This window comes from Aquibium sp. A9E412 (assembly GCF_030398335.1).
In the GTDB taxonomy this organism is placed as follows: Bacteria; Pseudomonadota; Alphaproteobacteria; order Rhizobiales; family Rhizobiaceae; genus A9E412.
The window spans coordinates 1-24,712 of sequence record NZ_JAOAOP010000057.1 but is presented as its reverse complement, the minus strand read 5'-3'; the positions used below and the strand labels follow the sequence as shown (position 1 = coordinate 24,712).

Below are 24,712 nucleotides of genomic sequence, written 5' to 3'. Positions count from 1 at the left end.
TCTCCCCGCGAGCGGGGAGAAGGTGCCGGCAGGCGGATGAGGGGCAGCGCCCCCGCGCCCGGCCGCGGCTCACCCATTCCAAGCTCCCCGCTTCTGCAGCGCGGCGATCTCGCGCGCGGCGCGCTCGCGCAGCCGCTGGTCGCGCACCAGGCGCTCGACCGCCGCGTCGTCGGCGCGGTCGGAATAGCGGAACTCGGAATCCGCGTAGCGGTTGATCTCCTGCATCACCATGGCCATCGTGAAGGGCCGGCGCAGTTCGGCGATCATCGCGCTCTTTTCCTCGTACGGCTTGCGCATGAAGGCGTCGGGCGTCTCGAACCAGGCGTCCGGCAGCTCGATGTCCATCGCCCGCATCTTGACGGCGTCGGTGATGTTCTTGATGGCGCGGCCGGTGAAGCGCGGCTCGGCCTGCTTGATCATGTGCAGATAGGCGCCGACGTCGGCCAGCGTGCGCGGCTCGCCATGCGCGTCGAGAAAGCGTGCGTGCACCGCCTTCAGCCCCTCCTCCTGCGGCTCGGAATAGGCGGCATAGGCCGTCTCCACGGCGCGGCGGATCTGCTGGTTGTCGAAGAGCGCGTGGTCGCCGAGCGGGATGTCGTGGTTCTTGCCGGCCAGCAGCACGAAGATGTCGATGTAGTCGTCGCGCGTCTGCGGCCCGTCGACCAGCCAGCGCGCGCCGGCGCGCTGGCGCAGCGCGTCGTCGACGTTCTCGGGATAGTTGGAGAACATGCCGAAGGCGCAGTTGCCGCGCACCACCGTCGCGGCGCCGGAGAAGCTCTCCATCAGGACGCCGGTGATCTCGTGCTGGCCGGCCGAGGCGCGGTCGTCGGAGCGCCGCGCCGCCACCTGGTCGATGTCGTCGATGGTGCCGAAGCCGATCGCCCGCGGGTTGAGCACGTTGTTGACGAACTGCTTGCAGTTCTGTCCCGAGCGCCCCTGATAGGAGGAGATCTGGTCGACGCCGAAATTCTCGTAGTGGAACGGATAGCCGGCCACCTGGCAGTAGTCGTTGAGCAGCCCGGCGGTCATCTGGATGAGGATGGTCTTGCCGGTGCCCGGCGCGCCGTCGCCGATGAAGGTGAAGACGAAGCCGCCGAGCTCGACGAAGGGGTTGAGCTGGCGGTCGAAATCGTAGGCCATCAGCATCTTGGCGAGCTTCATCGCCTGGTACTTGGCGATGTGGTTGCCGATGATCTCGTCCGGCTTCTTGAAGGTCATCACCAGCGGCTTCGACTTGCGCCCCGGCGCCACGTCGAAGCCGTCGAGCGTGAAGTCGTCGGCGTCGATGCGGATGTGCGCATCCTCGAAGGCGCCGAGCCCGTCGAAGCGGCCCTTGCGGGCGAGCAGCCCTTCGATCGCCTCGGTGGCGAAGCGGCGCGCCCTGGCCGTCATGTCGGCCTCGTCGGCCGCCCCCTTGAGCGCCGCGTCCAGCCCGGCGACGAGCGACTTCAGCGCGTCCTGCGGCGTGTCGAACAGAAAGTCCGGCTCGCCGATGTCGTTGGCCGGCTCCGCGTCGCTGTCGAGAAGCTGCAAGAGGTAGGAGGCGAAGGCGAAGGCGCCGACATAGGCGGCGGCCGACAGCAGCCGCCGGTAGGTCTGCGCCCGCTCGCCGTCGAGCGGCGCGCGCGCGTTCGCCGCCTGCAGGCTCTCGAGCTCGGTCGAGCGGGCGAACACGTCGCCGACCGCCAGCGCGATCGCCAGGCCGCGCCGCGCCCGGTAGACCAGCGCATGCTGGCCCGGCGACAGCATCGGGTCGTCCGGCCGCAGTGCGGCCACCGTCCGGACGAGCTCGACCTCGCGGCTGCGCCGCAGCCCGCCGGTCGATACGGTCGACACGAAGCGCCGGCCGGTGCCGGCAAGCGCGGTCGGCGAGCGGCCGCCGCCCTCCTCCATGACGACGACGCGCGTCACCAGCGCCTGCGCGGTGGTGCGGTGGCGGGCGATGTCGGCTTCGTCGATGGTCGTCAGGCCCGTATCCATGCGTCCTCCCGCGCCGTCGTCGCGCCAAGCGTTTCCGGGCGAAGTGGAAGCCGGTTCGCCGTTCGCAAACGCTTCGAAACAGCAACGTGAAGCCGATCCGCGATTCCGTGCAACGCGGATCGGCTCCAGATCGCGATGCCGGGGCGCCGGCCGCGCCCGTCGCCGGCGCGGCCGTCAGACATCGGTGATCACCTTGCCGCCGGCGACCACATGCACGGTGTAACCGGCGAACACGCTGGCCGCCTCGCCGGCGGCGTAGAGCGCCTGATAGGCCTCGTGCGGCACCAGCGCGTGCTTCTGGTAGGCGCTCACCCCCTGGCGCGCGGCCTCCAGGTCGTCGGTCTCGATGTGGAACGTCTCGCGCGCCGGCTGGCTCGACCACAGCCCGCGCCGCGCCGGCCGCTCGGCCTTCGAGAACACCTCCTGGACCGTCCAGGTCAGCAGCCAGGCGTTGTCGCGCCGGCCGACCCGGGCGAGCACGTCGGAGACCAGCGAATTGTGCTCGGTGATGCCGGCGCTGTAGAACGGGCCGAGCACCACCCGGCGCAGCTGCTTGGGGTGCAGCGTGTCGAAGTCCTTGTCGAGATTGCAGGCGATGGTCGCCGGCGACAGCGAATAGGCGGCGTTCTTCTCGGCGAAATCGTCGAAGCGGTGGGCGAGTTCGGGGTTGAGCAGGCCGCCGACCGGCAGCGGAATGTCGGCTGTCTCGTCGAACCGGCCCTCGGCGTCGACCAGCGTGCGCACCATCGCCTCGGAGGAATCCTCGACCGTCGCCATGTAGATCAGCGGCAGGTTGGCGCTGCCGTCGAAGGCGCCCCAGTGCACCAGATAGTACGGCCGCCGCGTCTTCGGATTGACCGACACGCGGATGGTCTCCGGCAGCACGAAGGGCGCGAACACCGCGCCGCCGCGCAGCTGCTCGAGATAGAGCCGCTCGGCCATGGTGCGGCGCAGCGCCGCCGGCATCTCCTTGTGGCGCAGGATGAAGTCGGCCATCTCCGCGCGCAGCGTCGCCGGCTCGGGGATGGCGGCCAGCCGCTCCTCGGCGCGGCGGCGGTCGTTCTCCAGCTCGAGCACGTTCTGGAACACGGGGTAGCCGCTCTCGGCACGCGAGATGCGGAAACGCTCGGCGAAGCCGAGCCGGTTGCGCCAGCAGGCGAACGATGCCTCGAGCCGGGCGATGTAGCCGGCCACCACCTTGGCGACCAGGCCGTGCCGGTAGAGCGGCGAGCGGTCGTCGCGCAGGAAGACGTCGAGCCCGGCGAGCGCGGCGGCGATCGCCTCGAAGTAGCGCAGGGCGGGATCGTCGGCGCTCACCCGGCAGGCTCCCCGCGATGGCGCCGCCGCTGCCGGCTAGGGCTGCACATAATTGGCGGCGTCGTGCTTCTTCATCACGTCGTCGAAGCGCCGCGCGAACGCCTCGTCGGCGAGCTTCTTGCGGCGCTGGATGTCGGCCGTCGCGACCATGTTCTTCTCGTGCATCTCGAGCAGGTCGGCGATGTGGCGCTGCGCGGCCGCGCCGATGCCGGCCATCGTCTCCTCGGCGGTGTTGTCGACCTGGCTGCCCAGCGTGTTGATCTTGTGCGCCACGTCCTGCTGGGCCGCCGTCTTCAGCGAATCCTCCAGCGCCTTGTAGAGGACAATGCGCTGCTCGGTGTCGATGGTCAGCTTGTTGATCAGCGTGTTCTGCGCCGCGATCTGGTTGTTGAGCGAATCGACGAAGGTCTGGAACATCGAGGTGTAGCGCTCGAGCGTCTGGCTCTCGGCCAGCAGCTCCTGCTCGCGCGCCTGCTGCTCATTGTACTCGGTGGCCAGCCGCGAGCGCTCGCTCTCCAGGTCGGCGCGCTCCTTCTGGCTTGTCGAGGCGGCGATGCGGTTTTCCACGTCGAGCAGCATCGGGTTGAGCGTCTCGATGCGCGCCTGCGTCGCCTCGAGTTCGGCCATGGCGCGCTTGCGCCGCTCGATCACCGCGGCCAGGCTCGCCTCCGACGTCGCGTAGCGCTGGTCGAGCACCTGCTTCTGGTCCTGCAGGATGCCGACGATCGTGTCGGACTTGGCCAGCAGCTCCTGCAGATTGCCGGCCAGCGACATGTTGCGCACCCGCTCGGTGCGCATGCGCTGCTTCGACTGGCGCGAGAAGATGCCGACGAAGCTCTCCCAGGCCGTGTAGCTCTTCATGCTCTCGAACTCGGCGCCGAAGACGTTGGTGGCGTCCTCCAGCCCGATGATCAGGTCGGCGATGTTGGCCTCCATCACCGACTGCTGCTTGATGACGTCCTCGATGCGGGCGTTCTCGATGTCGAAGTCGACGTCGCCGATCTTGGCGTCGGTCTCGGCGAACTTGTCGAGCACGATGCCCGACTGCTCGATCTTGGAGCGCATGTCCTCCACGACCTGCTTCGTCCTGGCAATCTCGGCATCGAAATTCTGCAATCTCGCCATGCCCGCTTTCCTCCGGCCCCACGCGTTGGACCGCGACTATATGGTCCGTTCATGACGATGGAAAGCACGACCCGCCGGCCCGCCCGGCGGGCACCCCGGCGCCGTACGGGATGCGCCTTGAGAGGGTGGCCACCGGTGGCTACATTCCGTGCATGAAGCCTGCGCCTGCCACCATCACCGTCTCCATCAAGGAGGCCAAGACGCGGCTGACCGAGCTTGGCCGCCGCGTCGAGGCGGGCGAGCGCGTCGTCGTCACGCGCCACGGCAAGGCGGTGTTCGACCTGGTGCCGCACGAGCGCAAAGGCGGGATCGATTTCAAGGCGGGGCAGCGTTTCCTGCGCGCCAGGGGCATCACCGATCCGGTTCCCTACATCGCCGAGGACTTCGATGACCCACTTCCCGAGGACTTTCTGAGCCGACCGCTGCCGTTCGACTGATGCAACGGCTGTTGCTTGACACCCATGTGCTGCTCGACATCGTTCGCCGCGGCCTGACGGCGGGGGCGGCTCCGCTGGACCGGCTCCTCGCGGAAGACGACGTCGCTGCCTTCGCCAGCACGGCCAGCCTCTGGGAGATCGCCATCAAGACAAGGCTCGGCAAATTGGACCCGGGCATGCCCCTTGACGCGTTGGCCGACTATCTTGAATCGCTGCACCTGACGATCCTCGACATCGATCGGGAGCATGCGGTGGCCATGGTCGAGCCCGAGCCGGCGACGCGCGACCCTTCGACCGCATGCTTCTGGCGCAGTGCGCTGTGGAGGCGCTGCGCCTGGTCACCGTCGATCGCAGGCTCGCGGGTCACCGGCTCGCCTGGCAGCCGCCCGCGGGCTGACGTCCCGGTCGCCCCGCTCTGCCGCGCGTGAAGCCGGCGATATCCTCCCGCGCGCCCCCCGCGCCGCCCGACCCACCGGCCGCGGCGGCGCATCACGCTTGAAACGCCGGCGGAATGGTGTTTGGCTTTCCGCCACCTGCCGAGCCGGAACCACGGCGCATTCGAACGACAACCGAACGAGCAATGGGAGACGCAGTCATGCCGCGCATTCGAACCCTCACTCTCGGCACCGCCCTCGGCCTGGGGCTCGCCTCGGGCGCCGCGCTGGCGCAGGAGCCGGAGAGCTGCCGCGCCATCACCTTCTCCGACGTCGGCTGGACCGACATCACCGCCACCACCGCCACCGCGTCGGTCGTGCTCGAGGCGCTCGGCTACGAGGCCGAGACGCAGGTTCTGTCGGTGCCGGTCACCTATGCCTCGCTGAAGAACGAGGACATCGACGTCTTCCTCGGCAACTGGATGCCGACCATGGAGGCCGACATCGCGCCCTATCGCGAGGACGGCTCGGTCGAGACGGTTATCACCAACCTGGAGGGCGCCAAGTACACGCTCGCCGTGCCAGACTACACCTATGAGGCGGGCCTGCAGAGCTTCCAGGACATCGCCGAGTTCCAGGACGAGCTCGACGGCAAGATCTACGGCATCGAGCCGGGCAACGACGGCAACCGGCTGATCCTCGACATGATCGAGAACGACACCTTCGGCCTCGGCGACTTCGAGCTGGTCGAGAGCTCGGAGGCCGGCATGCTGTCGCAGGTCCGCCGCGCGGTGCAGAACGAGGAGCACGTCGTCTTCCTCGGCTGGGAGCCGCATCCGATGAACGCCAACATCGACATGGCCTATCTGTCGGGCGGCGACGACGTGTTCGGTCCCAACTACGGCGGCGCGACCGTGCACACCAATGTGCGCCAGGGCTATGTCGAGGAGTGCCCGAACGTCGGCAAGTTCCTGCAGAACCTGGTGTTCTCGCTCGAGATGGAGAACGAGATCATGGCCTCCATCCTCGACGACGGCATGCAGCCGGAGGCGGCCGCGCGGGCCTGGCTGAAGGACAACCCGCAGGCCGTCGAGCCCTGGCTCGAGGGCGTGACGACGGCCGACGGCGGCGACGCGATGGCCGCCGTGACGGAGGATCTCGGGCTTTAGGACCGGTCTGCTTTCCTGGCGAAACGCAGATCGGCTCCGACGCATCGGCCTGACGCGTTTCGGGTGGCGAGCCGGTTCGCACCTCGCCCGGACACGCGGGCCGGACCGTGGACGCCGTGCGGCGATCCTCGCCCGCCTCCGCGGGCCGGCGACCGGGCCGCGCCCGCATGGCGGCGACACGAGGCGGGGCCGTCCGCAAAGGCCGCGCCGCGCCGAACGCGACGGCCGTCCGGCAGCGGGCGGCCGTCCTTTTGAGCGGGACCGCCCGGGCGGCCGCCGCAACCGACGCCGGATGGGGGGCGCCATGAACTGGATCTCGGACTGGATCTCCGCCTGGAAGATCCCGATCGGCCCGTGGGGCCGCAGCTTCTTCGACTTCCTGACCACCAACTTCGCCTGGCTTTTCGACACGGTCGCCGACGGCCTGGCCGTCGTGCTCGACGGGCTGGTCGACATGATCCTGTGGCTGCCCGACATCGTCGTGGTCGCGGCCATCGCGGCGCTCGCCTGGGTCCTTCAGCGCTCGCTCAGGCTGGCCGTCGGCGTGGCGCTCGGCCTGCTGTTCATCATCAACCAGGACCTCTGGGAGGAGACGGTCGAAACGCTGGTGCTGGTCGTCGGCGCCACCACCGTGTCGATGGCAATCGGCGTGCCGCTCGGCATCTGGGCCGCGCACAACGAGCGGGTCTACAAGGGGCTGCGCCCGATCCTCGACCTGATGCAGACGCTGCCGACCTTCGTCTATCTCATTCCCGTCCTCATCCTGTTCGGCCTCGGCGCGGCGCCCGGGCTGATCGTCACCGTGATCTTCGCCTCGCCGGCGCCGATCCGCCTCACCTATCTCGGCATCACCTCGGTGCCGAAGCCGATGCTGGAGGCCGGCCAGGCGTTCGGCGCCACCAAGCGCCAGCTCCTGTGGAAGGTCGAGCTGCCCTCGGCGCTGCCCACCATCATGGCCGGCCTCACCCAATGCATCATGCTGTCGCTGTCGATGGTCGTCATCGCCGCGCTGATCGGTGCCGACGGCCTCGGCAAGCCGGTCGTGCGCGCGCTCAACTCGGTCAACATCCCGCTCGGCCTGGAGGCCGGCCTGGCGATCGTCGTGCTGGCCATCATCCTCGACCGCATGGCGCGCATCGGCCGGGAGCCGGAGCGGTGAGTGCGGCGGTCGAGTTCAAGGCGGTCGACATCGTCTTCGGCCGGGAGCGCGAGGTGGCCGCCGCGCTGCCGCTGCTCGACGCCGGCGCCGACCGTGCCGAGATCCTGGAGAAGACCGGCGCCGTGCTCGGCTGCGCGGGCTGCGACCTGACCGTCGACGAGGGCGAGATCTCGGTGCTGATGGGCCTGTCGGGCTCGGGCAAGTCGACGCTGCTGCGCGCCGTCAACCGGCTGAACACCGTCACCCGCGGCGACGTCGTCGTGCATGACGGCGACTGGCAGGCAAGCGTCGTCACCTGCTCGCAGGACGAGCTGCGCCGGATCCGCCGCGAATGCGTCGCCATGGTCTTCCAGCAGTTCGCGCTGCTGCCCTGGCGCACGGTGGCCGAGAATGTCGGCTTCGGCCTCGAGCTGGCCGGCGTGCCGGCGGCCGAGCGCAAGGAGCGCGTGATGCGCCAGCTCGAGCTCGTCCATCTCGACCAGTGGGCCGACAAGTATGCGCACGAGCTGTCGGGCGGCATGCAGCAGCGCGTCGGGCTGGCCCGCGCCTTCGCCACCGAGGCGCCGATCCTGCTGATGGACGAGCCGTTCTCCGCCCTCGACCCGCTGATCCGCACCAAGCTGCAGGACGAGCTCATCGAGCTGCAGGAGCGGCTGAAGAAGACGATCCTGTTCGTCAGCCACGACCTCGAGGAGGCGCTCAAGATCGGCAACCGCATCTCGATCATGGAGGGCGGCCACATCGTCCAGACCGGCAGCCCCGAGGACATCGTGCTGCGCCCCGAGAACGCCTATGTGCGCGACTTCATCTCCAACGTGAATCCGCTGTCGGTGCTGACGGCGTGGAACGTGATGCGCGACGCGCGCGACCTGGAGGCGGCCGGCGAGGGCTGGCTGTGGCTCGACCGCCGCCGCACAACGCGCTTCAAGTTCGACGACAACATGCTGGTGATCGACGCCGAGCGCAACGGCAAGCCGGCCATCTGGGTGTCGTGCGACGACATCGAGGCGCTGCCGGAAGACAAGCCGAAGGTGTTCTGGGCGCGCGCCGGCACGCCGCTCAAGACCGTCATGCACGCCATGCACCAGTCGCAGACCGCGCCGGTGGCGCTGTTCGACGAGGCCTCGCGCTTCGTCGGCGCGATCGGCGTGCGCGACGTGCTCAAGGCGGTGGTGCGGCGCTGAGCCCGGCGCTGCTCGAGACGGGGCCCGGCGACGCCGCCGCCACCCTGCTATTGGCGCACGGCGCCGGCGCGCCGATGGATTCGGACTGGATGGACGGCATGGCCGCCGCGCTCGCCGGGGCCGGCGTGCGCACGCTGCGCTTCGAGTTCGCCTACATGGCCGCGCGGCGCACCGGCGCGCCGGCCCGCCCGCCGCCGCGCGCCGAGGCGCTGGCCGGCGAGTACCGCGCCGCCGTCGCGGCCGCGCGGTCCGCGGGTCCGCTGTTGATCGGCGGCAAGTCGATGGGCGGTCGCGTCGCCTCGCTCGTCGCCGACGAGCTGTTCGCCGCCGGCCGCATCGCCGGTCTCGTGTGCCTCGGCTACCCGTTTCATCCGCCCGGCCGGCCGGAGCGGCTGCGCACCGCCCATCTCGCGACGCTGCACGCGCCGGCGCTGATCTGCCAGGGCGAGCGCGACCCCTTCGGCACGCGCGCCGACGTGGCGGGCTACCGCCTGTCGCCGGCCGTCACGCCGGTCTTCCTGCCCGACGGCGACCACGATCTGCGGCCGCGCAGGGCCTCGGGCCACACGCACGCCGGCAACCTGGCGGCCGCGGCACGGCATGTCGCCGCATTCGCCGCCGCGCAGCGCGCCTGAAGGCGGCGGCGGGGAGACGATCGCCCCTCCCCGCCGCCGGCTTCGTCAGCTTCTGCCCTGCAGCAGCGGGATGTTCATCGCCTCGGAGTAGGCGACCGCCTGCTCGAGGAAGGCGTCGTAGCTCTCGCGCACCTTGGCGACGTCCTCGTGCTGGCCGGTCAGCTCGTCGCGCACCTCCTCCCAGGCGCCGCGCATGGCCGTGACCACGTCGTCGGGGAAGGTGCGGAAGACGACGCCCTCGGCCTTCAGCGAGGCGAGCGCCTGGGTGTTGAAGTAGTCGAACTGCGCCAGCGCGTCCTGCGAGGCCGCCAGCGCGGCCGCCCGGCAGATCGCCTGCAGGTCGGGCGACAGCTCGTCCCAGGCGTCCTGGTTGAACACGATGGCGAGCGCGGCGGCCGGCTCGTTGTAGGCCGGCAGGTAGCAGTTCTTGGTGATCTTCTGCAGGCCGAAGGCCTGGTCGAGGAACGGCCCGACCCACTCGGCCGCGTCGATGGCGCCCGACTGCAGCGCCTGGAAGATCTCCGGCGGCGGCATCAGCACGGCGTTGACGCCGAGCTTGCGGTACATCTCGCCGCCCAGCCCGGCGATGCGCATGTTGAGGCCCTTGAGATCGTCGAGCGAGTTGATCTCCGACTTGAACCAGCCGCCGCTCTGGGTGTTGGAGTTGCCGGAGTAGAACGGCTTCAGGTTGCGCTGCGCGTAGATCTCGTCCCACAGCTCCTGGCCGCCGCCGTAGCGCAGCCAGGCATAGTGCTCGGTCGAGGTCATGCCGAAGGGCACGGCGGTGAACCAGTGCAGCGCCGGGTTCTTGCCGGCCGCGTAGTAGGGCGGGTTGTGGCCGACCGGCACGTTGCCCTGCTGCACCGCGTCCTCCACCGCGAAGGGCGGCACCAGCTCGCCGCCGCCATAGACCTTGAAGGTCAGCCGGCCATCCGACATCGCCGCCACGGTGTCGGCGAAGTTGGTGACGTTGGTGCCGACGCCCGGCGCGTTCTTCGGGAAGCTGGTGGGCAGGTTCCACTCGATCTTGCCCTGCGCGACGGCCGGCGCGGCGAGCGCCGTCGCCGCCGTGGCGCCGGCACCGGCCTTGAGAAAGGTTCTGCGTTTCATGCTTTCCTCCACTTCGGTTTCTTCTATCGAAAGATCAGCGCGGGCAGCCACGTGGCGACCGCCGGGAACGCGACCAGAAGCGCGATGGCCGCGATCTGGATGACGACGAACGGGATGATGGCGCGATAAATCTCCGCGGTCGAGATGCTGCGCGGCGCCACCGAGCGGAAATAGAACAGCGCGAAGCCGAAGGGCGGCGTCAGGAACGAGGTCTGCAGGTTCATCGCGATCAGCACCGCGAACCACACCGGCGAGAAGTCGGTCGCCAGCACCGCCGGGCCGAGCAGCGGCACCACGATGTAGATGATCTCGACCGCTTCGAGGATGAAGCCGAGCAGGAAGATGATCACCATCACGATCACCAGCGCGCCCCACTGGCCGCCGGGCACGCCCTCCATGACGCCGGCCACCAGCTCCTCGCCGCCGAAGCCGCGGAACACCAGCGACAGCATCGAGGCGGCGACCACGATGCCGAACACCATGCCGGAGATGCGCAGCGTCTCGATCAGCGCACCGCCGAGCAGGCCGGCGCGCAGGAAGCGCAGCGCCGCCACCAGCGTGCCGGCGGCGACCAGCACCGCTGCGGCGGCCGCCAACAGCCCGGCCGGGCCGGCCGGAGAGGCCGCCGGCAGCACGGCCAGCGAGCGCAGCACGACGAGGACGAGCGCCGCCAGCCCGGCGGCGGCGATCAGCCAGCGGCCGGCCGCGCCGCCGTGCCCGGCCGTGTAGCCGGCCAGCAGCAGCGCCCCGACGGCGCCGACGCCGGCGGCCTCCGTGGTGGTGGCGATGCCGCCGAGGATCGAGCCGAGCACGGCGAGGATGAGCAGCAGCGGCGGCAGGAAGGTGCCGAGCACCTCGATCGCCGGCACCCGGCGCCGCTCGGCCGGCTCTGGCGGCGCCGGCGTGGCCGCCGCGCCCGGGCGCAGCCGCACCAGCACGTAGAGGCCGTAGAGCCCGACCAGGATGAAGCCGGGCAGCAGCGCGCCGGCGAACAGGTCGCCGACCGACACCGGGTCGGGCGCGAAGTTGCCGGCCTTCTGCTGCGCCTCCAGATAGGTGTTGCCGATCTGGTCGCCGAGCAGCACCAGCACGATCGACGGCGGGATGATCTGGCCGAGCGTGCCGCTGGCGCAGATCAGCCCGCTCGACAGCCGCGGCGAGATGCCGGCCTTGAGCATCGCCGGCAGGCTGACCAGGCCGAGCATCACCACGGTGGCGCCGATGATGCCGGTCGAGGCGGCGATCATCGCGCTGAACAGGAGCACCGAGAGCGCCAGGCCGCGCGCCGAGGCGCCGAGCATGTCGCTGAGCACCGCCAGCATGCGCTCGGCCAGCCGCGAGCGTTCCAGGATCACGCCCATCAGCACGAACAGCGGCACCGCCATCAGGAGCGTGTTGGTCATCACGCCCCAGATGCGGCTCGGGAAGAACGACAGGAAGGCGAGATCGAAGGCGCCGAACAGGCTGGCGATCCAGGCGACGGCGAGCGGCACGCCGGCGATCGCCAGCATGGCGGGAATGCCGCTCAGGATGCCGGCGAACAGGCCGACGAGCATGATGGCGAGGAAGAGGTCGGGAAGCGTCATTCGCGCGCGCCGGGCTCCAGCGCCATGGCGATGCCCTGCAGGATCATCAGCGCCGCGCCGACCGGCAGCGCCGTCTTGACGAGATACAGACCGGCCAGGCCGCCGGTCTCCATCGAGGCCTCGCGGATCGACCAGGAGTAGACGAGGTCCGGCCAGCCGGCCCAGATCAGCAGCCCGAAGACCGGGATCAGGAAGACGACGAGCGCCACCGCGTCGGCGCGCCGCGTGTAGCCCGGCCCGAGCCGCTCCGACAGCACCTCGACGCGGACATGGCCGCCGCGCCGCAGGCACACCGGCAGCGAGAAGATGAGCAGCACGGCGAAGGCGTAGGTGGCGCCGTCCTGCAGCTCGATGAAGCCGACGCCGAAACCGTAGCGCAGCACGACGATGACGAGCACCGCGGCCGTCAGCAGCAGCCCGGCGAGCATGCACACCGCCGTCGTCAGCCGGTCGAGCGCGTCGCAGACGGCGAGAAAGCCCTGTCGCAAGATCGCCGATCCTCCCTTTCCTGCGAGGTCTAGTAGCATTGCCGGGCGGGCGGTTGCCAGAGCACGTTGAGCCGGCCGGCCGCGCGCGCTATGCCGGGCGGAGCCCGCCCGCGCCGCCCGCGGGCACACAAAAGCCGGAGCAACAGGAGCGCCCCGCCATGCCGCAACGCCGCCCGCATCTTCTCGCCGCGTCGGCCGCCGCGCTCGCCGCGGCAGCCCTGTGGAGCGGCGCGGCCGCCGCCCAGGCCGGCTGCGCCTCGCCCTACGAGATGCAGCCCGGCGACACGCTCGCGGAGGTGGCCGGCCGCTGCGGCGTCACGCTCGACGCGCTGATCGAGGCCAACCCCGACATCGGCAATCCGAACCGCATCGCCGTCGGCACCGAGCTGACGCTGCCCGGCGCCGCGCCGGCGGACGGGCAGGAGGGTCCCGGCACAAACGCGGCCGATCCGGCGACGATCGCCATCGCGCCGCTGGCCGGCGCCGCCGGCACGCCGGTCAGCGTCCGCGGCACCGGCTACGAGCCGGGCGGCCGGGTGACCATCGGCATCGGCCCGCCGGAATCGGAATGGCAGGCGCTGATCTCGCGCCAGGTGCGGCGCGACGGCACGGTGGACGCCACGGTGCGCGTGCCGGACCGGTCCCGGCCGGGCGACCGGCTGGTCTTCGTCATCCACACCGCGTCGGGCCGCACCCTGGTGAGCGACGTGCTCGAGGTCGTCGGCGACGACGGGCGCGCGGCACCCGCCGAGGACGCCGCCGCGCCCGAAGCGCCGGAGGGCGACGGCGACCGCCGCACGGTCGAGGGCCGACTCTCGGCCGGCACCGAATGCCCGATCGTCACCACCTCCGAAGGCACCGTCTACAGCCTGGCCGGCGCGCGCGACGACATCGCGGCCGGCACCTGGGTGCGCGTCAGCGGCGTCGTCGCCGACATGGCGGTCTGCATGCAGGGCGACGCCACGCTCGACGTGCGCACGATGAGCGCGGCCGAGCCGCCGGCACCGCCGCCCGCCCCCGAGGACGAGGGTGCGCCGCGCCTGACGCGCGACTACGTGCTGGCGCCCTGGGCGGCCAAGGGGGGAAGCTGCGCGCGGCCCGACTTCGACATCACCGGCAACGCCGCCGGCGGCCCGGTCGTGGAGACCAGCCTGGAGGGCGCGCCGCGCACCGGCTACGTCCGCCTCGGCGCCGAGCCCGCCCTCGTCTTCGACGCGCCGCGCCGCGAGCTGCCGCTCGAGCGGCGCGCGCCCGACGGGCTGGCGGTGATGCCGCCGCCGGACGGCCCCGTCGCGCTCGGCGGCGTGACCATCGGGGGCGACGGTGTCGTCTTCGTGCGCTGCCCCGCGCCGCAGCGCTGAAACTCGCACGAATCGCGCGGCGGCCCGGCGGCCGTCGATTCGCGGCAACGGTTCACGGCTTGAACGAACCGGTCTAAGGTGCCGGGCATCACCGTTTCGCATCATCCACGCCATCGAGGGGGAATTGCATGAATCCGAAGGGTCAGGTCGCCATGGTCACCGGCGGCGGGTCGGGCCTCGGCGAGGCGACGGCGCGTGCGCTGGCCGAGCGCGGCGCGACGATCGCGGTCGTCGACGTCGGCATGAAGAACGCCGAGCGCGTGGCCGGCGACATCGGCGGCATCGCGGTCAAGTGCGACGTGTCGAGCGCGGAGGCCGGCGAGGCGGCGCTGGCCGAGATCGCCGAACGGCTCGGCGCGCCGCGCATCCTGGTCAACTGCGCCGGCATCGCGATCGCCATGAAGACGGTCGGCAAGGACGGGCCGCACCCGCTCGACCACTACCGCAAGGTGATCGAGGTCAACCTGATCGGCACCTTCAACATGATCCGCCTGTTCGCCGCGCGATGCCAGGAGCTCGAGCCGCTCGAGGGCGGCGAGCGCGGCGTCATCGTCAACACGGCCTCGGTCGCCGCCTTCGACGGCCAGATCGGCCAGGTCGCCTATTCGTCGTCCAAGGGCGGCGTCGTCGGCATGACGCTGCCGGTGGCGCGCGACCTGTCGCGCGCCGGCATCCGCGTGTGCACCATCGCGCCGGGCATCTTCAAGACGCCGATGATGGCCGGCCTGCCGGAAGACGCGCAGGAATCGCTCGGCAAGCAGGTGCCCTTCCCGCCGCGCCTCGGCGAGCCGGCCGAGTATGCCGCGCTCGCCTGCCACATCGTCGACAACCAGATGCTCAACGGCGAGACCATCCGGCTCGACGGGGCCATCCGCATGGCGCCGCGCTGACGGCGGCGCCATGGCCGGGGCCGCCGAAAGCCGCACGCAGGGCCGCGGCCCGCTCGCCGGGCTCAAGGTCATCGAGATGGCCGGCCTCGGCCCGGTGCCGCTCGCCGGGCTGATGCTGGCGGAAATGGGCGCCGAGGTGCTGCGCGTCGAGCGCAAGGCCGGGCCGCCGCCCTTCCTCAAGGTGCCGCCCGCCTTCGACCTCGACCGGCGCGGCCGGGCCGTGCTGCGGCTCGACCTCAAGAAGGACGAGGGCCGCGCCGTCCTGATGCGGCTGATCGAGGGCGCCGACATCCTGATCGAGGGCTTCCGCCCCGGCGTGATGGAGCGCTTCGGCGCCGGGCCGGACACCGCGCTCGCCTGCAATCCGCGTCTCGTCTATGGCCGCATGACCGGCTTCGGCCAGGACGGCCCGCTCGCCGCGCGCGCCGGTCACGACCTCACCTATCTCGCCTATTCCGGCGTGCTGTCGATGATCGGCCCGAAGGACGGCCGGCCGGTGCCGCCGCTCAACCTGATCGCCGACTATGGCGGCGGCACCATGTTCCTGCTGACCGGCCTGCTCGCCGCGCTCGTCGAGCGCGCCGCCTCCGGCCGCGGCCAGGTGGTCGACGCGGCGATGATCGACGGCGCCTCGATGCTTGCCGCGCCGTTCTTCTCCTTCCTGGCGGCCGGCTTCTGGCAGGAGCGGCGCGGCGCCAACCTGCTCGATTCCGGCGCCCCGTTCTACGACACCTACGAGACGGCCGACGGCCGCCACGTCGCCGTCGCCTGCCTGGAGCCGCAGTTCTTCGCCGAGTTCGCCCGCCTGCTGCCGCTCGCCGCGCGCTTCGTCGAGGGTCAGTACGACCCGCGGCTGTGGGGCGAGATGCGGGCGGCGATCGCCGCGCGCATCGCCGAGGAGCCGCGCGACCACTGGGCCGCGCTGTTCGGACCGACCGACGCCTGCGTCGCCCCCGTGCTCACGCCCGGCGAGGCGGCCGGGCATCCGCACAACCGTGCCCGCCGCACCCATGTGGAGACCGACGGCATGACGCGGCCGGCACCCGCGCCGCGCTTTTCGCGCAGCCCGTCGGCCGCCGCCGGCCCGGCGCGCACGGCCGGTGCCGCCCTCGCCGGCTTCGGCATCGCCGGCGAGGAGGCCGCCGCACTGGAGGCGGCCGGCATCATCGCCACCTAGCGCGCGTGCAGACGACGCGCAAACCGGTGCGCATTTCGCGGCTCTGGCGCGTGGTGCAGCCGGGTGGCCTCGCCTGGCCGCGCAGACATGCTGTAAGACCGGGCGTCCGGACCATGATGGCGTCCGGAAGCCGCAGCACGCCCGTCCGCATCGCGGCCTGACGGGCGGCTGCGCAACGCGGAGACGACGATGGCCGAGGAGCCGAAATCCGTCATCCGGCCGACCGACGCGGAGGCCGTGCGGCTGGCCAAGACCCTGTTGCGCGCCGCGCGCTACGGCGCGCTCGCCGTGCTCGACCCGGCCGACGGCGCGCCGCTGGCGAGCCGCGTGGCCTGCGCCACCGAGCCGGACGGCGCGCCGGTCATCCTGGTGTCGGCGCTCTCGGCCCACACCCCGGCGCTCCTCGCCGACCCGCGCTGCTCGCTGCTCCTCGGCGAGCCGGGGCGCGGCGACCCGCTCGCCCATCCGCGCATCACCGTTGCCTGCCGCGCCGCCAGGCTGGAGCGCGGCAGCGCGGCGCATGCGCGCGCCGCCCGCCGCTACCTGGCGCGCCACCCCAAGGCCAGGCTCTATGCCGATTTCGGCGACTTCGCCTTCGTCCGCCTCGAGCCGCAGGGCGCCAGCCTCAACGGCGGCTTCGGCCGGGCCTACCGGCTGGCGCGCGGCGAGCTGATGACCGACGGCCCGGCGCTGGCCGCGCTCGAAGCGATCGAGGCCGACGCGGTCGCCCACATGAACGCCGACCATGCCGACGCGGTGGCGCTGTGCGCGCGCCATTTCGCCGGCGCCAGGGGCGACGGCTGGACGATGACGGGCCTCGACCCGGAAGGCTTCGACGTGGCGCGCGGCGACGCGGCGGCGCGGATCTTCTTCCCCGAGCCGCTCGCCGACGCCGACGCGTTGCGGCCGGTCCTCGTCGCGATGACGCGTGCCGCGCGGGAGGCGGAGGCGTGAGCGCCGCCGCGGCGCGCGCCCGCGCCATTCCCCTCACGGATGCCGACGACCCGCGGCTCGCCCCCTACCGGGCGATCCGCGAGCGCGACCTCAGGCGCGACGGCGACCGCTTCGTCGCCGAGGGCAAGGTGGTGGTTGCGATGCTCGCTGGCGCGCCGGGCTTCGCCGCCGAATCGCTGCTGGTGCTGGAAAGCCGCCTGCCCGGCATGGCCGCGGTGATCGCCCGGCTCGACCCCGCCGTGCCGGTCTATGTCGCCGGCCGCGCCATCGTCGACGCGGTGGCCGGCTTTCCCGTGCATCGCGGCGTGCTCGCCATCGGCCGGCGACCGCAGCCGCGGACGGCCGATGCGCTGCTTGCCGGCCTGCCGCGCCGGGCGCTGGTGCTGACGCTGGTCGGCATCGCCAACCACGACAATGTCGGCGGCCTGTTCCGCAACGCCGCCGCCTTCGGCGCCGACGCCGTGCTGCTCGACGAGACCTGCTGCGATCCGCTCTACCGCAAGGCGCTGCGCGTGTCGGTGGGCGCGGTGCTGCGCGTGCCCTTCGCGCATGGCGGCTCGGCCGACGCGCTGGCCGCAACGCTCGCCGCGCATGGTTTCTCCGCCCTGGCGCTGAGCCCGCGCGGCCGGCAGGAGATCGCGGCGGTGGCACGACCCGAGCGCGCGGCACTGCTGCTCGGCACCGAGGGCGCGGGCCTGCCCGAGGCGCTGCTTGCCCGGCTGGACACCGCGCGCATCGCCATGGCGCCCGGCTTCGACAGCCTGAACGTGGCGGCCGCCGCCGCCATCGCGCTTCACCGGCTTTCCGACGTCTCCTCGGCCGTCGCCGTCTCGTCCGTCTGAGCGTCGGCGGCCGCCGCCGAGGCGGCGCGCTGCAGCGCGCGCACGCGGTCGGCCAGGCTCGTGCCGCCGCCCGAACCCGCGTCCTCGCCGCCGGCCGGCGGCAGCGCCAGCGCCTTGCGGATCGGCGATCCGGGCGTGTCGAGCAGCGCCGTCAGGTTGACGACCTCGGCCGCCAGGTCGTTGATCTGCTCGCGCAGGATGGCGTTCTCGCGCCGCTCGTCGCTCCAGCCTTCCGCCTGCGCGGTCTGGTAGGCGGAGACCTCGTCGCGCAGCCTCCGGTTCTCGCGCGCCAGGGCGGTCAGCCGCCCCTCCAGCCGGTCGCGCTCGGCCGAAAGCCGGGCGATCGCCTTGTCGATGTCGCCGCCCTTGGCGCCCGACAGGAGTTTCGACATCTGCTGCGACATCTCGGCCAGCTCCGCCTCCAGTTTCACCTTCTCGGCCTGCGCCTCGGCGAGCTGGTCGTCGAGGCTGTGCTCCGAGCTCGCATTGCGCTTCAGCTCCTCGCGCAGCCGCGCCAGCTCCTTCTCGCGCCGGTCGAGCTTGTCCTCGCGGTCCGACAGCGTCGTCATCATCCGCTCGAGCTTGCCGTTGAGGTCCTCGCTGCGCTTCTTCTCCGCGCTCAGCGCCTCGACCGCCGCCTTGCGCTCGTTGACCGCCTCGCGCATGCGCCGCTCCGCCTCGCGGCGCTGGCTGCGCAGCGTCGTCATGTCGCCCGACAGCTTCTCCAGCTCGGTCTCGCGCGCCACCAGCTCGATCTGCCGGCTGCTCGAGGAAAAGCTCGCCTCCTCGTACATCTCCTCGAGCTTCTCCAGCTCGCGGGCGCGGTCCTCGAGCCGACGCTGCGCCTCGGCGAGCTTCTCCGTCAAGCCCTTGAGCTGCGCCTCGCGCTGGCGCAGCTCGGCGCGCAGCTCGCTCGCCTTGACCTCGAGCTCGGAGATCGACTGGTTCTTCTCGTCGCGTTCCTCGGCGAGCCGCCTGAGCTCCTCGCGGTTGCGGTTGATCTCGACGATCTGGTTCGCCGCCTTCTCCTTGAAGGCCTTGATGCTCATCTCCAGACGCCGCGCCGACATGGCGAACTCGGCGCGCATGCGGTCCTTGTCGGCCTCGATCTCGCCCAGCGACAAGGGCACCGAGGCCTCGATCTGCTTGCGCGTCAGCGTCACCGCGCGCCGCCACAGGGCTGGCGCGATCATCAGCGCGAGGAAGCCCGCGCACAGGAATCCCAGCGCGAACAGGAGAATGGTCTGGATCACGAGGCCCGGTCCGTCAGCCGATCATGGACGGCCAGTGTGCCACGGCGGCACAGGTCGAATCCAGTGCCGCCGTGGCGTCCCCCGCCTTAAGGTTAAGCCGGCCGCGCCGGCCGCGCGGATGGCGCCGGCGCGCCGTTGCTAGAACGGGTTCCAGGTCGGCCGTCCGGTCAGCTTCAGATAGCCGATATTGACGCCGAGCCGGGCTCCCACGCCGGTGCGGATCGGCACCAGCAGCACGTCGCCGTGCTTGAGCACGTTGAAGCCGACGCCGGCCACCACATAGGCCGAGCCGGCCACCCCGACGAAGCGCCGGTACAGGCTGTCGATCGCGTCGAGCTGATAGACGAGGATCATCACCCGCGAGCCCTGCGCGCCGAAGTCCCAGCCGACCGAGGGCCCCTGCCAGAACACGGCATGGTCGCCGGCATTCTTGGTGTAGAGCGTGCCCTCGCCGTAGGTCAGGCCGCCGACCAGGGCGCCCGAGCCCTCCTCGCCGAGGATGTAGCCGTTGGGCAGGCCGTAGGAGGCGAAGATCCTCTCCACCACCGTGGCCAGGCCGCCCGAGGTGGCGCCGAAGAACTGGTGGCCCGAATCGATCACCTCCTGCGCGGTGTAGCCGTTCTCCGCCCGCGCCGGGGCGAGCGCGAGTGTCAGCATGGCGAGCGCGGCGAAGGCGAGACCCGCCAGCCTGCGAAGCGCGCCTGCGTGAAGGGTGGAAGCCATGGAATGTCTCCTGCGAGAGCGAAGCGTCGCGCCGCGACCGCCAACCGGCGGCCGCCGCGCATGGTCGTTGGGAAAAATTAGACCGTAATCGTTTTTCAACCATTAACCCTGCATGCCCACCATGGCGCTGACGCGGCGCCAGGCGCGCCGGCCGCATGGCGCGATGGCGCCATGTTGCAGCAGCGAAGGCGTGCTTTATATGCACGGGTCGCGAGGCACGGCACCGATTCGCCCGCGCGACGGGCGCCAGGGGCGTGGCCGCGCGGCGAAGTTGTTTCCGGGGGACCGAACGACCATGGCCGACACACTGACGCTATCCGCGCCCGACCTCGCCGCGCTGCTGTGCAGCCGCGTGTGCCACGACATCATCTCGCCGGTCGGCGCCATCAACAACGGCCTCGAGCTGCTCGACGAGGGCGGCGCCGACGAGGAGGCGATGATGCTGATCCGGGCGAGCGCGCGCAACGCCTCGGCCCGGCTGCAGTTCGCCCGCATCGCCTTCGGCGCGGCCGGCTCGGCCGGCATGCAGATCGACACCGGCGACGCCGAATCGGTCGCCACCGCCTTCATCCGCAACGAGAAGCCGGAGCTCGAGTGGCGCGGCGCCCGGGCGCTGCTGCCCAAGAACGCGGTCAAGCTGCTGCTCAACCTGTTGCTGGTGGCCAACGCCGCCATCCCGCGCGGCGGCAAGCTGACGGTCGAGCTGGCCGAGCTCGACAGCGCCCCGGTCTTCACCATCACCGCGCGCGGACCGATGGTGCGGGTGCCGCCGAAGTTCCTCGAGCTGCATTCGGGCGGCGCCCCCTCCGAGCCGATCGACGCGCACAGCGTGCAGTTCTACTACACGCTGCTGCTCGCCCGCGAGACCGGCATGGCGATCGACATGCGCGCCGGCGCCGAGGAGATCGTGCTGAGCGCACGCTGAGGCTGCCCTCCGGCCGCCGGCCGCGACGCGACAAGGCTTCGTTAACCCCGCGGCTTTGCGGCTTCTTTACCCCGCCGCGCTAGGCTTGCCGCAATGACGGGCGCGGGCGCTCAGAGGGCCGGCGCGGAAGGGATGACGGGCCATGAAACGCTGCATGATCGTTGACGACTCCTCGGTGATCCGCAAGGTGGCCAAGCGCATCCTCGGCGGCGAGGAGCTTCTGGTGATCGAGGCGGCGAGCGGCTACGACGCGCTCAGCATGTGCTCGGAGGAGATGCCGCACGTCATCGTCCTCGATGCCGGTCTGCCCGACATCACGACGGTCGAGTTCATCCAGCGCGCCTGCGGGCTGGCCGGCGCGGTCAAGCCGCACATTCTTCTGTGCATCACCGAGTTCGACATCGGCGCCATCATGCGCGCCAAGCGCGCCGGCGCGGTCGGCTACCTGTTCAAGCCGTTCACCCGGCCGCAGCTTCTCGAGCATTTCCGCGCCCTGCCGACGGCCGCCTAGACCGCTGCTCGGCGACGTTTGACGCCGCTTCGCCGTCCGAAGGACATGCGCGACGACGATGCGTCGGCGCCGGCCTGCGGTCGGCCGGAAGGCAGCACCGCCGGCCCGCTCCCGTGCACGACAAGCCGCCCGCCGCGCCGAAGGCGCGCGGGCGTTTGGCGCAGGCGGCCGGTTCGGGCCGCTCAGGCGCTTTCGCGGATCTCCTCGGGCTCGCGCAGCACGTAGCCGCGGCCCCAGACGGTCTCGATGAAGTTCTGCCCGCCCGACGCGGCGTCGAGCTTCTTGCGCAGCTTGCAGATGAAGACGTCGATGATCTTCAGTTCCGGCTCGTCCATGCCGCCATAGAGATGGTTGAGGAACATCTCCTTGGTCAGCGTCGTGCCCTTGCGCAGCGAGAGCAGCTCGAGCATCTGGTATTCCTTGCCGGTCAGATGCACGCGCTGGCCGCCGACCTCCACCGTCTTGGCATCGAGATTGACCACCAGGTCGCCGGTCGTGATGATCGACTGGGCGTGCCCCTTGGAGCGGCGCACGATGGCGTGGATGCGCGCGACCAGCTCGTCCTTGTGGAACGGCTTGGTCATGTAGTCGTCGGCGCCGAAGCCGAGCCCGCGCACCTTGTCCTCGATGCCGGCCATGCCCGACAGGATGAGGATCGGCGTCTTGACCTTGGACAGGCGCAGCGTGCGCAGCACCTCGTAGCCCGACATGTCGGGCAGGTTCAGGTCGAGGAGAATGATGTCGTAGTCGTAGAGCTTGCCGAGATCGACGCCCTCTTCGCCGAGATCGGTCGTGTAGACGTTGAAGCTCTCCGACTTGAGCATCAGCTCGATGCTCTGTGCGGTTGCACTGTCGTCTTCAATCAGCAGAACGCGCATCTCATTCCCCTTTCAGCCGCCGAAACCGGCGGGCAGACACTCGGCATCGCAGCGGTGACTGCCTGAATCGGAGGCTGCCAGCTAATGGTTAACAAAAACTGATTTGCACATGCAAGTGCCAGCCTCGGCATTCAGATCGCAGCCTACCCTTCTGATTCCGCTCGAAAATCGGTCGCGCGGCGACTTAACGCAACGCTTCAAGGAAGCGCGCTAAGCGATTCCGCCGACTCGCGCCTTCCCGGAAATCTGTGCGGCCGATTTTTACCCCGCCTTAAGTCATCGTCCCTATGATTAACAATGCCCGTAAACGAATGGTTACCGCGGCGGCGAATCGTCTTCCCTCGCCCCGCTAAGGCGGCAGCCGGCAGTCGACGGGTCCGGGGCCGGCCGCGGCCGGTCGAAGGCCTGTGTTGGCGTCAGCGTGCGTGGGAGTATCGAAGCATGAAGTCACGGGAAAACCTCGTCCGCCTCAAGCGCTTCCAGGTGAGCGAGAAGCACCGCCAGATCCTGCAGCTCGACATGATGATCGCCGAGTTCGAGCGCATGGCCGAGGAGCTCGACCTGCAGATCGCCGCCGAGGAGAGCAAGGCCGGCATCAGCGACATCAACCACTTCGCCTATCCCACCTTCGCCAAGGCGGCGCGCCAGCGCCGCGACAACATGCGCGATTCGCAGACCGATCTGGTCGAGCAGAAGGCGCGTGCGCAAGCCGAGCTCGCCGAGGTCGAGGCCGAGCTCGCCAAGGCCGAGGCGCTGGAATCGCGCGACGGCGGCGCGCGCGACCAGGAGGGCCGCACGGCCGCCGGCTGAGCCCGGTCCGCACGCGCGGCGCCGCAGCGCCGCCCGCCCCCGTTTTTCGCAAGGTCCCGGTCGCGGCCGGGCCGTCTTTCCCGGGCGCCGCGCGGCGCCGGCGGCATCCGTCCGACAAAGCGCCCCGGCGCGCCGGCCGCGCGGCGGCACGCCGTACGGGGAACCGTGGTGCGGCGCGCCCGCCGCGCCGGGTCGGGCTGGTTGTCGGCTGGAAAGGGTTGCCGGCCCGGCGGCCGGCGGCCGGCCTCAGTGGCGGTATTGCTGGATGCGCGTGGTCCGCAGCCCGGCCAGGCCGTACTCGTCGATCGAGGCCTGCCAGGACAGGAACTCCTCGACGGTGAGCCGGTAGCGCTGGCAGGCTTCCTCCAGGCTGAGCAGGCCGCCGCGCACGGCGGCGACGACCTCCGCCTTGCGGCGGATGACCCAGCGGCGCGTGTTTGTCGGCGGCAGATCGGCAATCGTCAGCGGACTGCCGTCCGGGCCAATGACATACTTCACGCGCGGTCGAACCAGATCGGTCATCGTACTCTCAACACAAAAACTCCGAACCCGAACGCCCGGATGCTAGCGCGCCGGCTTTAAAAATTGCCTAAACGCCTGGTAAGCTTGCAGTAACGGAAGTGAATGGCGGCTTACGACCGGCCGCCGCATTTGAGTCGAATGCGACGGACCGCCGCGCGCAAGCGCGCTATGGTCCCGCGCCCGCGCTTGACCTATATTCGCGCAATTGCCATCCGCCGGCGGCCGGGCCAGCCCCGGCGCGACGATGGCCCGGCCGGCGGCGGGACGCGCCGGCGCAACGCAACGCGACGAGCCGAACGAGCAAGCGAGCCAGGCACGCCATGAACAGCCTCGACCTGCCGGGAGCCCCCGAAGACACGCGCGTCGTGGTGGCGATGTCGGGCGGCGTCGATTCCTCCGTCGTCGCCGGCCTGCTGGCCCGCCAGGGCTACGACGTGGTCGGCGTGACGCTGCAGCTCTACGACCACGGCCAGGCGGTGCACCGCGCCGGCGCCTGCTGTGCCGGCCAGGACATCGACGACGCGCGCCGCGTCGCCGCCGCGCTCGGCATCCCGCATTACGTGCTCGACTACGAGGCGCGCTTCCGCGAGGCGGTGATCGACCCCTTCGCCGAATCCTACCTGTCGGGCGAGACGCCGATTCCCTGCGTGGCCTGCAACCAGACGGTCAAGTTCTCCGACCTGCTGGCGACCGCGCGCGAGCTCGGCGCCGACGCGCTGGCGACCGGCCACTACGTGCGCAGCCGCGCCAACGGCGCCCACCGCGCGCTCTACCGGCCGGTCGACGCCGAGCGCGACCAGAGCTACTTCCTGTTCGCCACCACCCAGGACCAGCTCGACTATCTGCGCTTTCCGCTCGGCGACCTGGCCAAGCCCGACGTGCGCCGGCTGGCCGCGGAGATGGGGCTGGCCGTCGCCGCCAAGCAGGACAGCCAGGACATCTGCTTCGTGCCGCAGGGCCGCTATTCCGACATCATCGCCAAGCTCAAGCCGGACGCCGCCGCGCCCGGCGACATCGTCCACATCGACGGCCGCGTGCTCGGCCGCCACGAGGGCATCGCGCGCTACACGATCGGCCAGCGCCGCGGCATCGGCGTGGCCGCCGGCGAGCCGCTCTACGTGGTGCATCTCGACGCGGCGAGCGCCCGCGTCGTGGTCGGCCCGCGCGCCGCGCTCGACACCCGCAAGGTGGTGCTGCGCGCCGTCAACTGGCTGGGCGACGCGCCGCTCGAGGCGTTGCCGCCCGGCGGTATCGAGGTGTTCGCCAAGGTGCGCTCGACGCGGCCGCCGCGCCCGGCGCGCC

At 71.0% G+C, this 24,712-nt stretch carries 25 protein-coding genes; 15 read left to right on the top strand and 10 right to left on the bottom strand.

The genetic code is table 11. The features are described 5' to 3' along the window. Nucleotides 1-69: 69 nt before the first annotated feature. From N1F89_RS16470 to N1F89_RS16460, 3 genes are all read right to left on the bottom strand, one after another. Nucleotides 70-1,980, bottom strand: a complete 1,911-nt coding sequence (locus tag N1F89_RS16470; protein WP_290085372.1) for an AAA family ATPase — start codon at nt 1,978-1,980, stop codon at nt 70-72. Nucleotides 1,981-2,154: 174 nt separating this feature from the next. Then, a complete protein-coding gene (locus N1F89_RS16465; protein ID WP_290085370.1) occupies nt 2,155-3,297 on the bottom strand; it encodes a hypothetical protein in 1,143 nt (380 codons plus the stop codon). A 36-nt stretch (nt 3,298-3,333) separates the two neighbouring features. Then, nucleotides 3,334-4,422, bottom strand: coding sequence for a hypothetical protein (locus N1F89_RS16460; RefSeq protein ID WP_290085368.1), 1,089 nt, complete (start codon nt 4,420-4,422; stop codon nt 3,334-3,336). 152 nt (nt 4,423-4,574) lie between these two features. On the opposite strand from N1F89_RS16460, the gene N1F89_RS16455 reads away from it, so the two are divergent. From N1F89_RS16455 to N1F89_RS16430, 6 genes are all read left to right on the top strand, one after another. Next, complete coding sequence (locus N1F89_RS16455; RefSeq protein WP_290085374.1) at nt 4,575-4,859, top strand: type II toxin-antitoxin system prevent-host-death family antitoxin; 285 nt, start codon at nt 4,575-4,577, stop codon at nt 4,857-4,859. 11 nt (nt 4,860-4,870) lie between these two features. Beyond that, nucleotides 4,871-5,287: a PIN domain-containing protein gene (locus tag N1F89_RS16450; RefSeq protein ID WP_354670334.1), complete on the top strand. Its 417-nt coding sequence runs from the start codon at nt 4,871-4,873 to the stop codon at nt 5,285-5,287. A gap of 167 nt (nt 5,288-5,454) precedes the next feature. Continuing rightward, nucleotides 5,455-6,402 carry a choline ABC transporter substrate-binding protein gene (locus N1F89_RS16445; protein WP_290085367.1) on the top strand — a complete coding sequence of 316 codons (948 nt, stop codon included), beginning with the start codon at nt 5,455-5,457 and terminating at the stop codon, nt 6,400-6,402. Nucleotides 6,403-6,706: 304 nt separating this feature from the next. Beyond that, entirely contained in the window at nt 6,707-7,561 is an 855-nt protein-coding gene (choW, locus tag N1F89_RS16440) for a choline ABC transporter permease subunit (protein ID WP_290085365.1), read from the top strand. Beyond that, the gene (choV, locus tag N1F89_RS16435; RefSeq protein ID WP_290085363.1) at nt 7,558-8,745 is read left to right on the top strand and encodes a choline ABC transporter ATP-binding protein; all 1,188 of its coding nucleotides are present in this window, start codon (nt 7,558-7,560) and stop codon (nt 8,743-8,745) included. The genes choW and choV overlap by 4 nt, the downstream gene beginning before the upstream one ends. Then, nucleotides 8,742-9,380 (top strand): alpha/beta family hydrolase, encoded by a 639-nt coding sequence (locus N1F89_RS16430; RefSeq protein WP_354670335.1) that lies wholly within the window; start codon nt 8,742-8,744, stop codon nt 9,378-9,380. Before choV ends, N1F89_RS16430 begins: the two co-directional genes overlap by 4 nt. Before the next feature lie 45 nt (nt 9,381-9,425). On the opposite strand, the gene N1F89_RS16425 is transcribed toward N1F89_RS16430, so the two are convergent. The 3 genes from N1F89_RS16425 to N1F89_RS16415 are packed head-to-tail and all read right to left on the bottom strand — an operon-like array spanning nt 9,426 to nt 12,564. Next, nucleotides 9,426-10,490, bottom strand: coding sequence for a TRAP transporter substrate-binding protein (locus N1F89_RS16425; protein WP_290085360.1), 1,065 nt, complete (start codon nt 10,488-10,490; stop codon nt 9,426-9,428). 23 nt (nt 10,491-10,513) lie between these two features. Continuing rightward, entirely contained in the window at nt 10,514-12,076 is a 1,563-nt protein-coding gene (locus tag N1F89_RS16420) for a TRAP transporter large permease subunit (RefSeq protein WP_290085358.1), read from the bottom strand. Then, nucleotides 12,073-12,564 (bottom strand): TRAP transporter small permease subunit, encoded by a 492-nt coding sequence (locus N1F89_RS16415; protein ID WP_290085357.1) that lies wholly within the window; start codon nt 12,562-12,564, stop codon nt 12,073-12,075. The genes N1F89_RS16420 and N1F89_RS16415 overlap by 4 nt, the downstream gene beginning before the upstream one ends. Nucleotides 12,565-12,722: 158 nt before the next feature. Between N1F89_RS16415 and N1F89_RS16410 the strand changes: the two genes are divergently transcribed. The 5 genes from N1F89_RS16410 (at nt 12,723) to N1F89_RS16390 (ending at nt 17,788) form a co-directional block, all read left to right on the top strand. Beyond that, the gene (locus tag N1F89_RS16410) at nt 12,723-13,925 is read left to right on the top strand and encodes a DUF5818 domain-containing protein (protein ID WP_290085356.1); all 1,203 of its coding nucleotides are present in this window, start codon (nt 12,723-12,725) and stop codon (nt 13,923-13,925) included. A gap of 128 nt (nt 13,926-14,053) precedes the next feature. After that, nucleotides 14,054-14,815 carry a 3-hydroxyacyl-CoA dehydrogenase gene (locus tag N1F89_RS16405; RefSeq protein WP_290085355.1) on the top strand — a complete coding sequence of 254 codons (762 nt, stop codon included), beginning with the start codon at nt 14,054-14,056 and terminating at the stop codon, nt 14,813-14,815. A gap of 10 nt (nt 14,816-14,825) precedes the next feature. Then, nucleotides 14,826-15,992, top strand: a complete 1,167-nt coding sequence (locus N1F89_RS16400; protein WP_290085354.1) for a CaiB/BaiF CoA-transferase family protein — start codon at nt 14,826-14,828, stop codon at nt 15,990-15,992. A 189-nt stretch (nt 15,993-16,181) separates the two neighbouring features. Beyond that, nucleotides 16,182-16,946, top strand: coding sequence for a DUF2470 domain-containing protein (locus tag N1F89_RS16395; RefSeq protein WP_290085352.1), 765 nt, complete (start codon nt 16,182-16,184; stop codon nt 16,944-16,946). Further along, nucleotides 16,943-17,788 carry an RNA methyltransferase gene (locus N1F89_RS16390; protein WP_290085350.1) on the top strand — a complete coding sequence of 282 codons (846 nt, stop codon included), beginning with the start codon at nt 16,943-16,945 and terminating at the stop codon, nt 17,786-17,788. The genes N1F89_RS16395 and N1F89_RS16390 overlap by 4 nt, the downstream gene beginning before the upstream one ends. Here N1F89_RS16390 and N1F89_RS16385 read toward each other — a convergent pair. Both N1F89_RS16385 and N1F89_RS16380 read right to left on the bottom strand, forming a co-directional pair. Then, nucleotides 17,740-19,041 (bottom strand): hypothetical protein, encoded by a 1,302-nt coding sequence (locus N1F89_RS16385; RefSeq protein WP_290085344.1) that lies wholly within the window; start codon nt 19,039-19,041, stop codon nt 17,740-17,742. The genes N1F89_RS16390 and N1F89_RS16385 overlap by 49 nt on opposite strands. Nucleotides 19,042-19,179: 138 nt before the next feature. Next, nucleotides 19,180-19,764 (bottom strand): EipA family protein, encoded by a 585-nt coding sequence (locus N1F89_RS16380; RefSeq protein WP_290085343.1) that lies wholly within the window; start codon nt 19,762-19,764, stop codon nt 19,180-19,182. Nucleotides 19,765-20,059: 295 nt separating this feature from the next. Here N1F89_RS16380 and chpT point away from each other — a divergent pair, with 295 nt between their 5' ends. Together chpT and N1F89_RS16370 are read left to right on the top strand one after the other, a co-directional pair. After that, the gene (gene chpT, locus N1F89_RS16375) at nt 20,060-20,689 is read left to right on the top strand and encodes a histidine phosphotransferase ChpT (protein ID WP_290085341.1); all 630 of its coding nucleotides are present in this window, start codon (nt 20,060-20,062) and stop codon (nt 20,687-20,689) included. A gap of 142 nt (nt 20,690-20,831) precedes the next feature. Then, nucleotides 20,832-21,200, top strand: a complete 369-nt coding sequence (locus tag N1F89_RS16370; RefSeq protein WP_290085340.1) for a response regulator — start codon at nt 20,832-20,834, stop codon at nt 21,198-21,200. 182 nt (nt 21,201-21,382) lie between these two features. On the opposite strand, the gene ctrA is transcribed toward N1F89_RS16370, so the two are convergent. After that, nucleotides 21,383-22,078, bottom strand: coding sequence for a response regulator transcription factor CtrA (gene ctrA / locus N1F89_RS16365; RefSeq protein WP_290085339.1), 696 nt, complete (start codon nt 22,076-22,078; stop codon nt 21,383-21,385). A 441-nt stretch (nt 22,079-22,519) separates the two neighbouring features. Between ctrA and N1F89_RS16360 the strand changes: the two genes are divergently transcribed. After that, nucleotides 22,520-22,888, top strand: coding sequence for a flagellar export protein FliJ (locus tag N1F89_RS16360; protein WP_290085338.1), 369 nt, complete (start codon nt 22,520-22,522; stop codon nt 22,886-22,888). Nucleotides 22,889-23,134: 246 nt separating this feature from the next. Here N1F89_RS16360 and N1F89_RS16355 read toward each other — a convergent pair whose 3' ends face one another. Then, nucleotides 23,135-23,410: a DUF1153 domain-containing protein gene (locus N1F89_RS16355; protein WP_144861484.1), complete on the bottom strand. Its 276-nt coding sequence runs from the start codon at nt 23,408-23,410 to the stop codon at nt 23,135-23,137. A 320-nt stretch (nt 23,411-23,730) separates the two neighbouring features. On the opposite strand from N1F89_RS16355, the gene mnmA reads away from it, so the two are divergent. Then, nucleotides 23,731-24,712, top strand: a 982-nt coding sequence (mnmA, locus tag N1F89_RS16350; protein ID WP_290085336.1) for a tRNA 2-thiouridine(34) synthase MnmA, incomplete at its 3' end; no start/stop codon positions are given.

Bases quoted from the DNA above. Each gene is read 5' to 3' on its own strand.
- N1F89_RS16470 (WP_290085372.1), bottom strand. From the start codon at position 1,980: ATGGATACGGGCCTGACGACCATCGACGAAGCCGACATCGCCCGCCAC.
- N1F89_RS16460 (WP_290085368.1), bottom strand. From the start codon at position 4,422: ATGGCGAGATTGCAGAATTTCGATGCCGAGATTGCCAGGACGAAGCAG.
- N1F89_RS16455 (WP_290085374.1), top strand. From the start codon at position 4,575: ATGAAGCCTGCGCCTGCCACCATCACCGTCTCCATCAAGGAGGCCAAG.
- N1F89_RS16445 (WP_290085367.1), top strand. From the start codon at position 5,455: ATGCCGCGCATTCGAACCCTCACTCTCGGCACCGCCCTCGGCCTGGGG.
- choW (WP_290085365.1), top strand. From the start codon at position 6,707: ATGAACTGGATCTCGGACTGGATCTCCGCCTGGAAGATCCCGATCGGC.
- N1F89_RS16425 (WP_290085360.1), bottom strand. From the start codon at position 10,490: ATGAAACGCAGAACCTTTCTCAAGGCCGGTGCCGGCGCCACGGCGGCG.
- N1F89_RS16420 (WP_290085358.1), bottom strand. From the start codon at position 12,076: ATGACGCTTCCCGACCTCTTCCTCGCCATCATGCTCGTCGGCCTGTTC.
- N1F89_RS16410 (WP_290085356.1), top strand. From the start codon at position 12,723: ATGCCGCAACGCCGCCCGCATCTTCTCGCCGCGTCGGCCGCCGCGCTC.
- N1F89_RS16405 (WP_290085355.1), top strand. From the start codon at position 14,054: ATGAATCCGAAGGGTCAGGTCGCCATGGTCACCGGCGGCGGGTCGGGC.
- N1F89_RS16400 (WP_290085354.1), top strand. From the start codon at position 14,826: ATGGCCGGGGCCGCCGAAAGCCGCACGCAGGGCCGCGGCCCGCTCGCC.
- N1F89_RS16395 (WP_290085352.1), top strand. From the start codon at position 16,182: ATGGCCGAGGAGCCGAAATCCGTCATCCGGCCGACCGACGCGGAGGCC.
- N1F89_RS16380 (WP_290085343.1), bottom strand. From the start codon at position 19,764: ATGGCTTCCACCCTTCACGCAGGCGCGCTTCGCAGGCTGGCGGGTCTC.
- chpT (WP_290085341.1), top strand. From the start codon at position 20,060: ATGGCCGACACACTGACGCTATCCGCGCCCGACCTCGCCGCGCTGCTG.
- N1F89_RS16370 (WP_290085340.1), top strand. From the start codon at position 20,832: ATGAAACGCTGCATGATCGTTGACGACTCCTCGGTGATCCGCAAGGTG.
- ctrA (WP_290085339.1), bottom strand. From the start codon at position 22,078: ATGCGCGTTCTGCTGATTGAAGACGACAGTGCAACCGCACAGAGCATC.
- N1F89_RS16360 (WP_290085338.1), top strand. From the start codon at position 22,520: ATGAAGTCACGGGAAAACCTCGTCCGCCTCAAGCGCTTCCAGGTGAGC.
- N1F89_RS16355 (WP_144861484.1), bottom strand. From the start codon at position 23,410: ATGACCGATCTGGTTCGACCGCGCGTGAAGTATGTCATTGGCCCGGAC.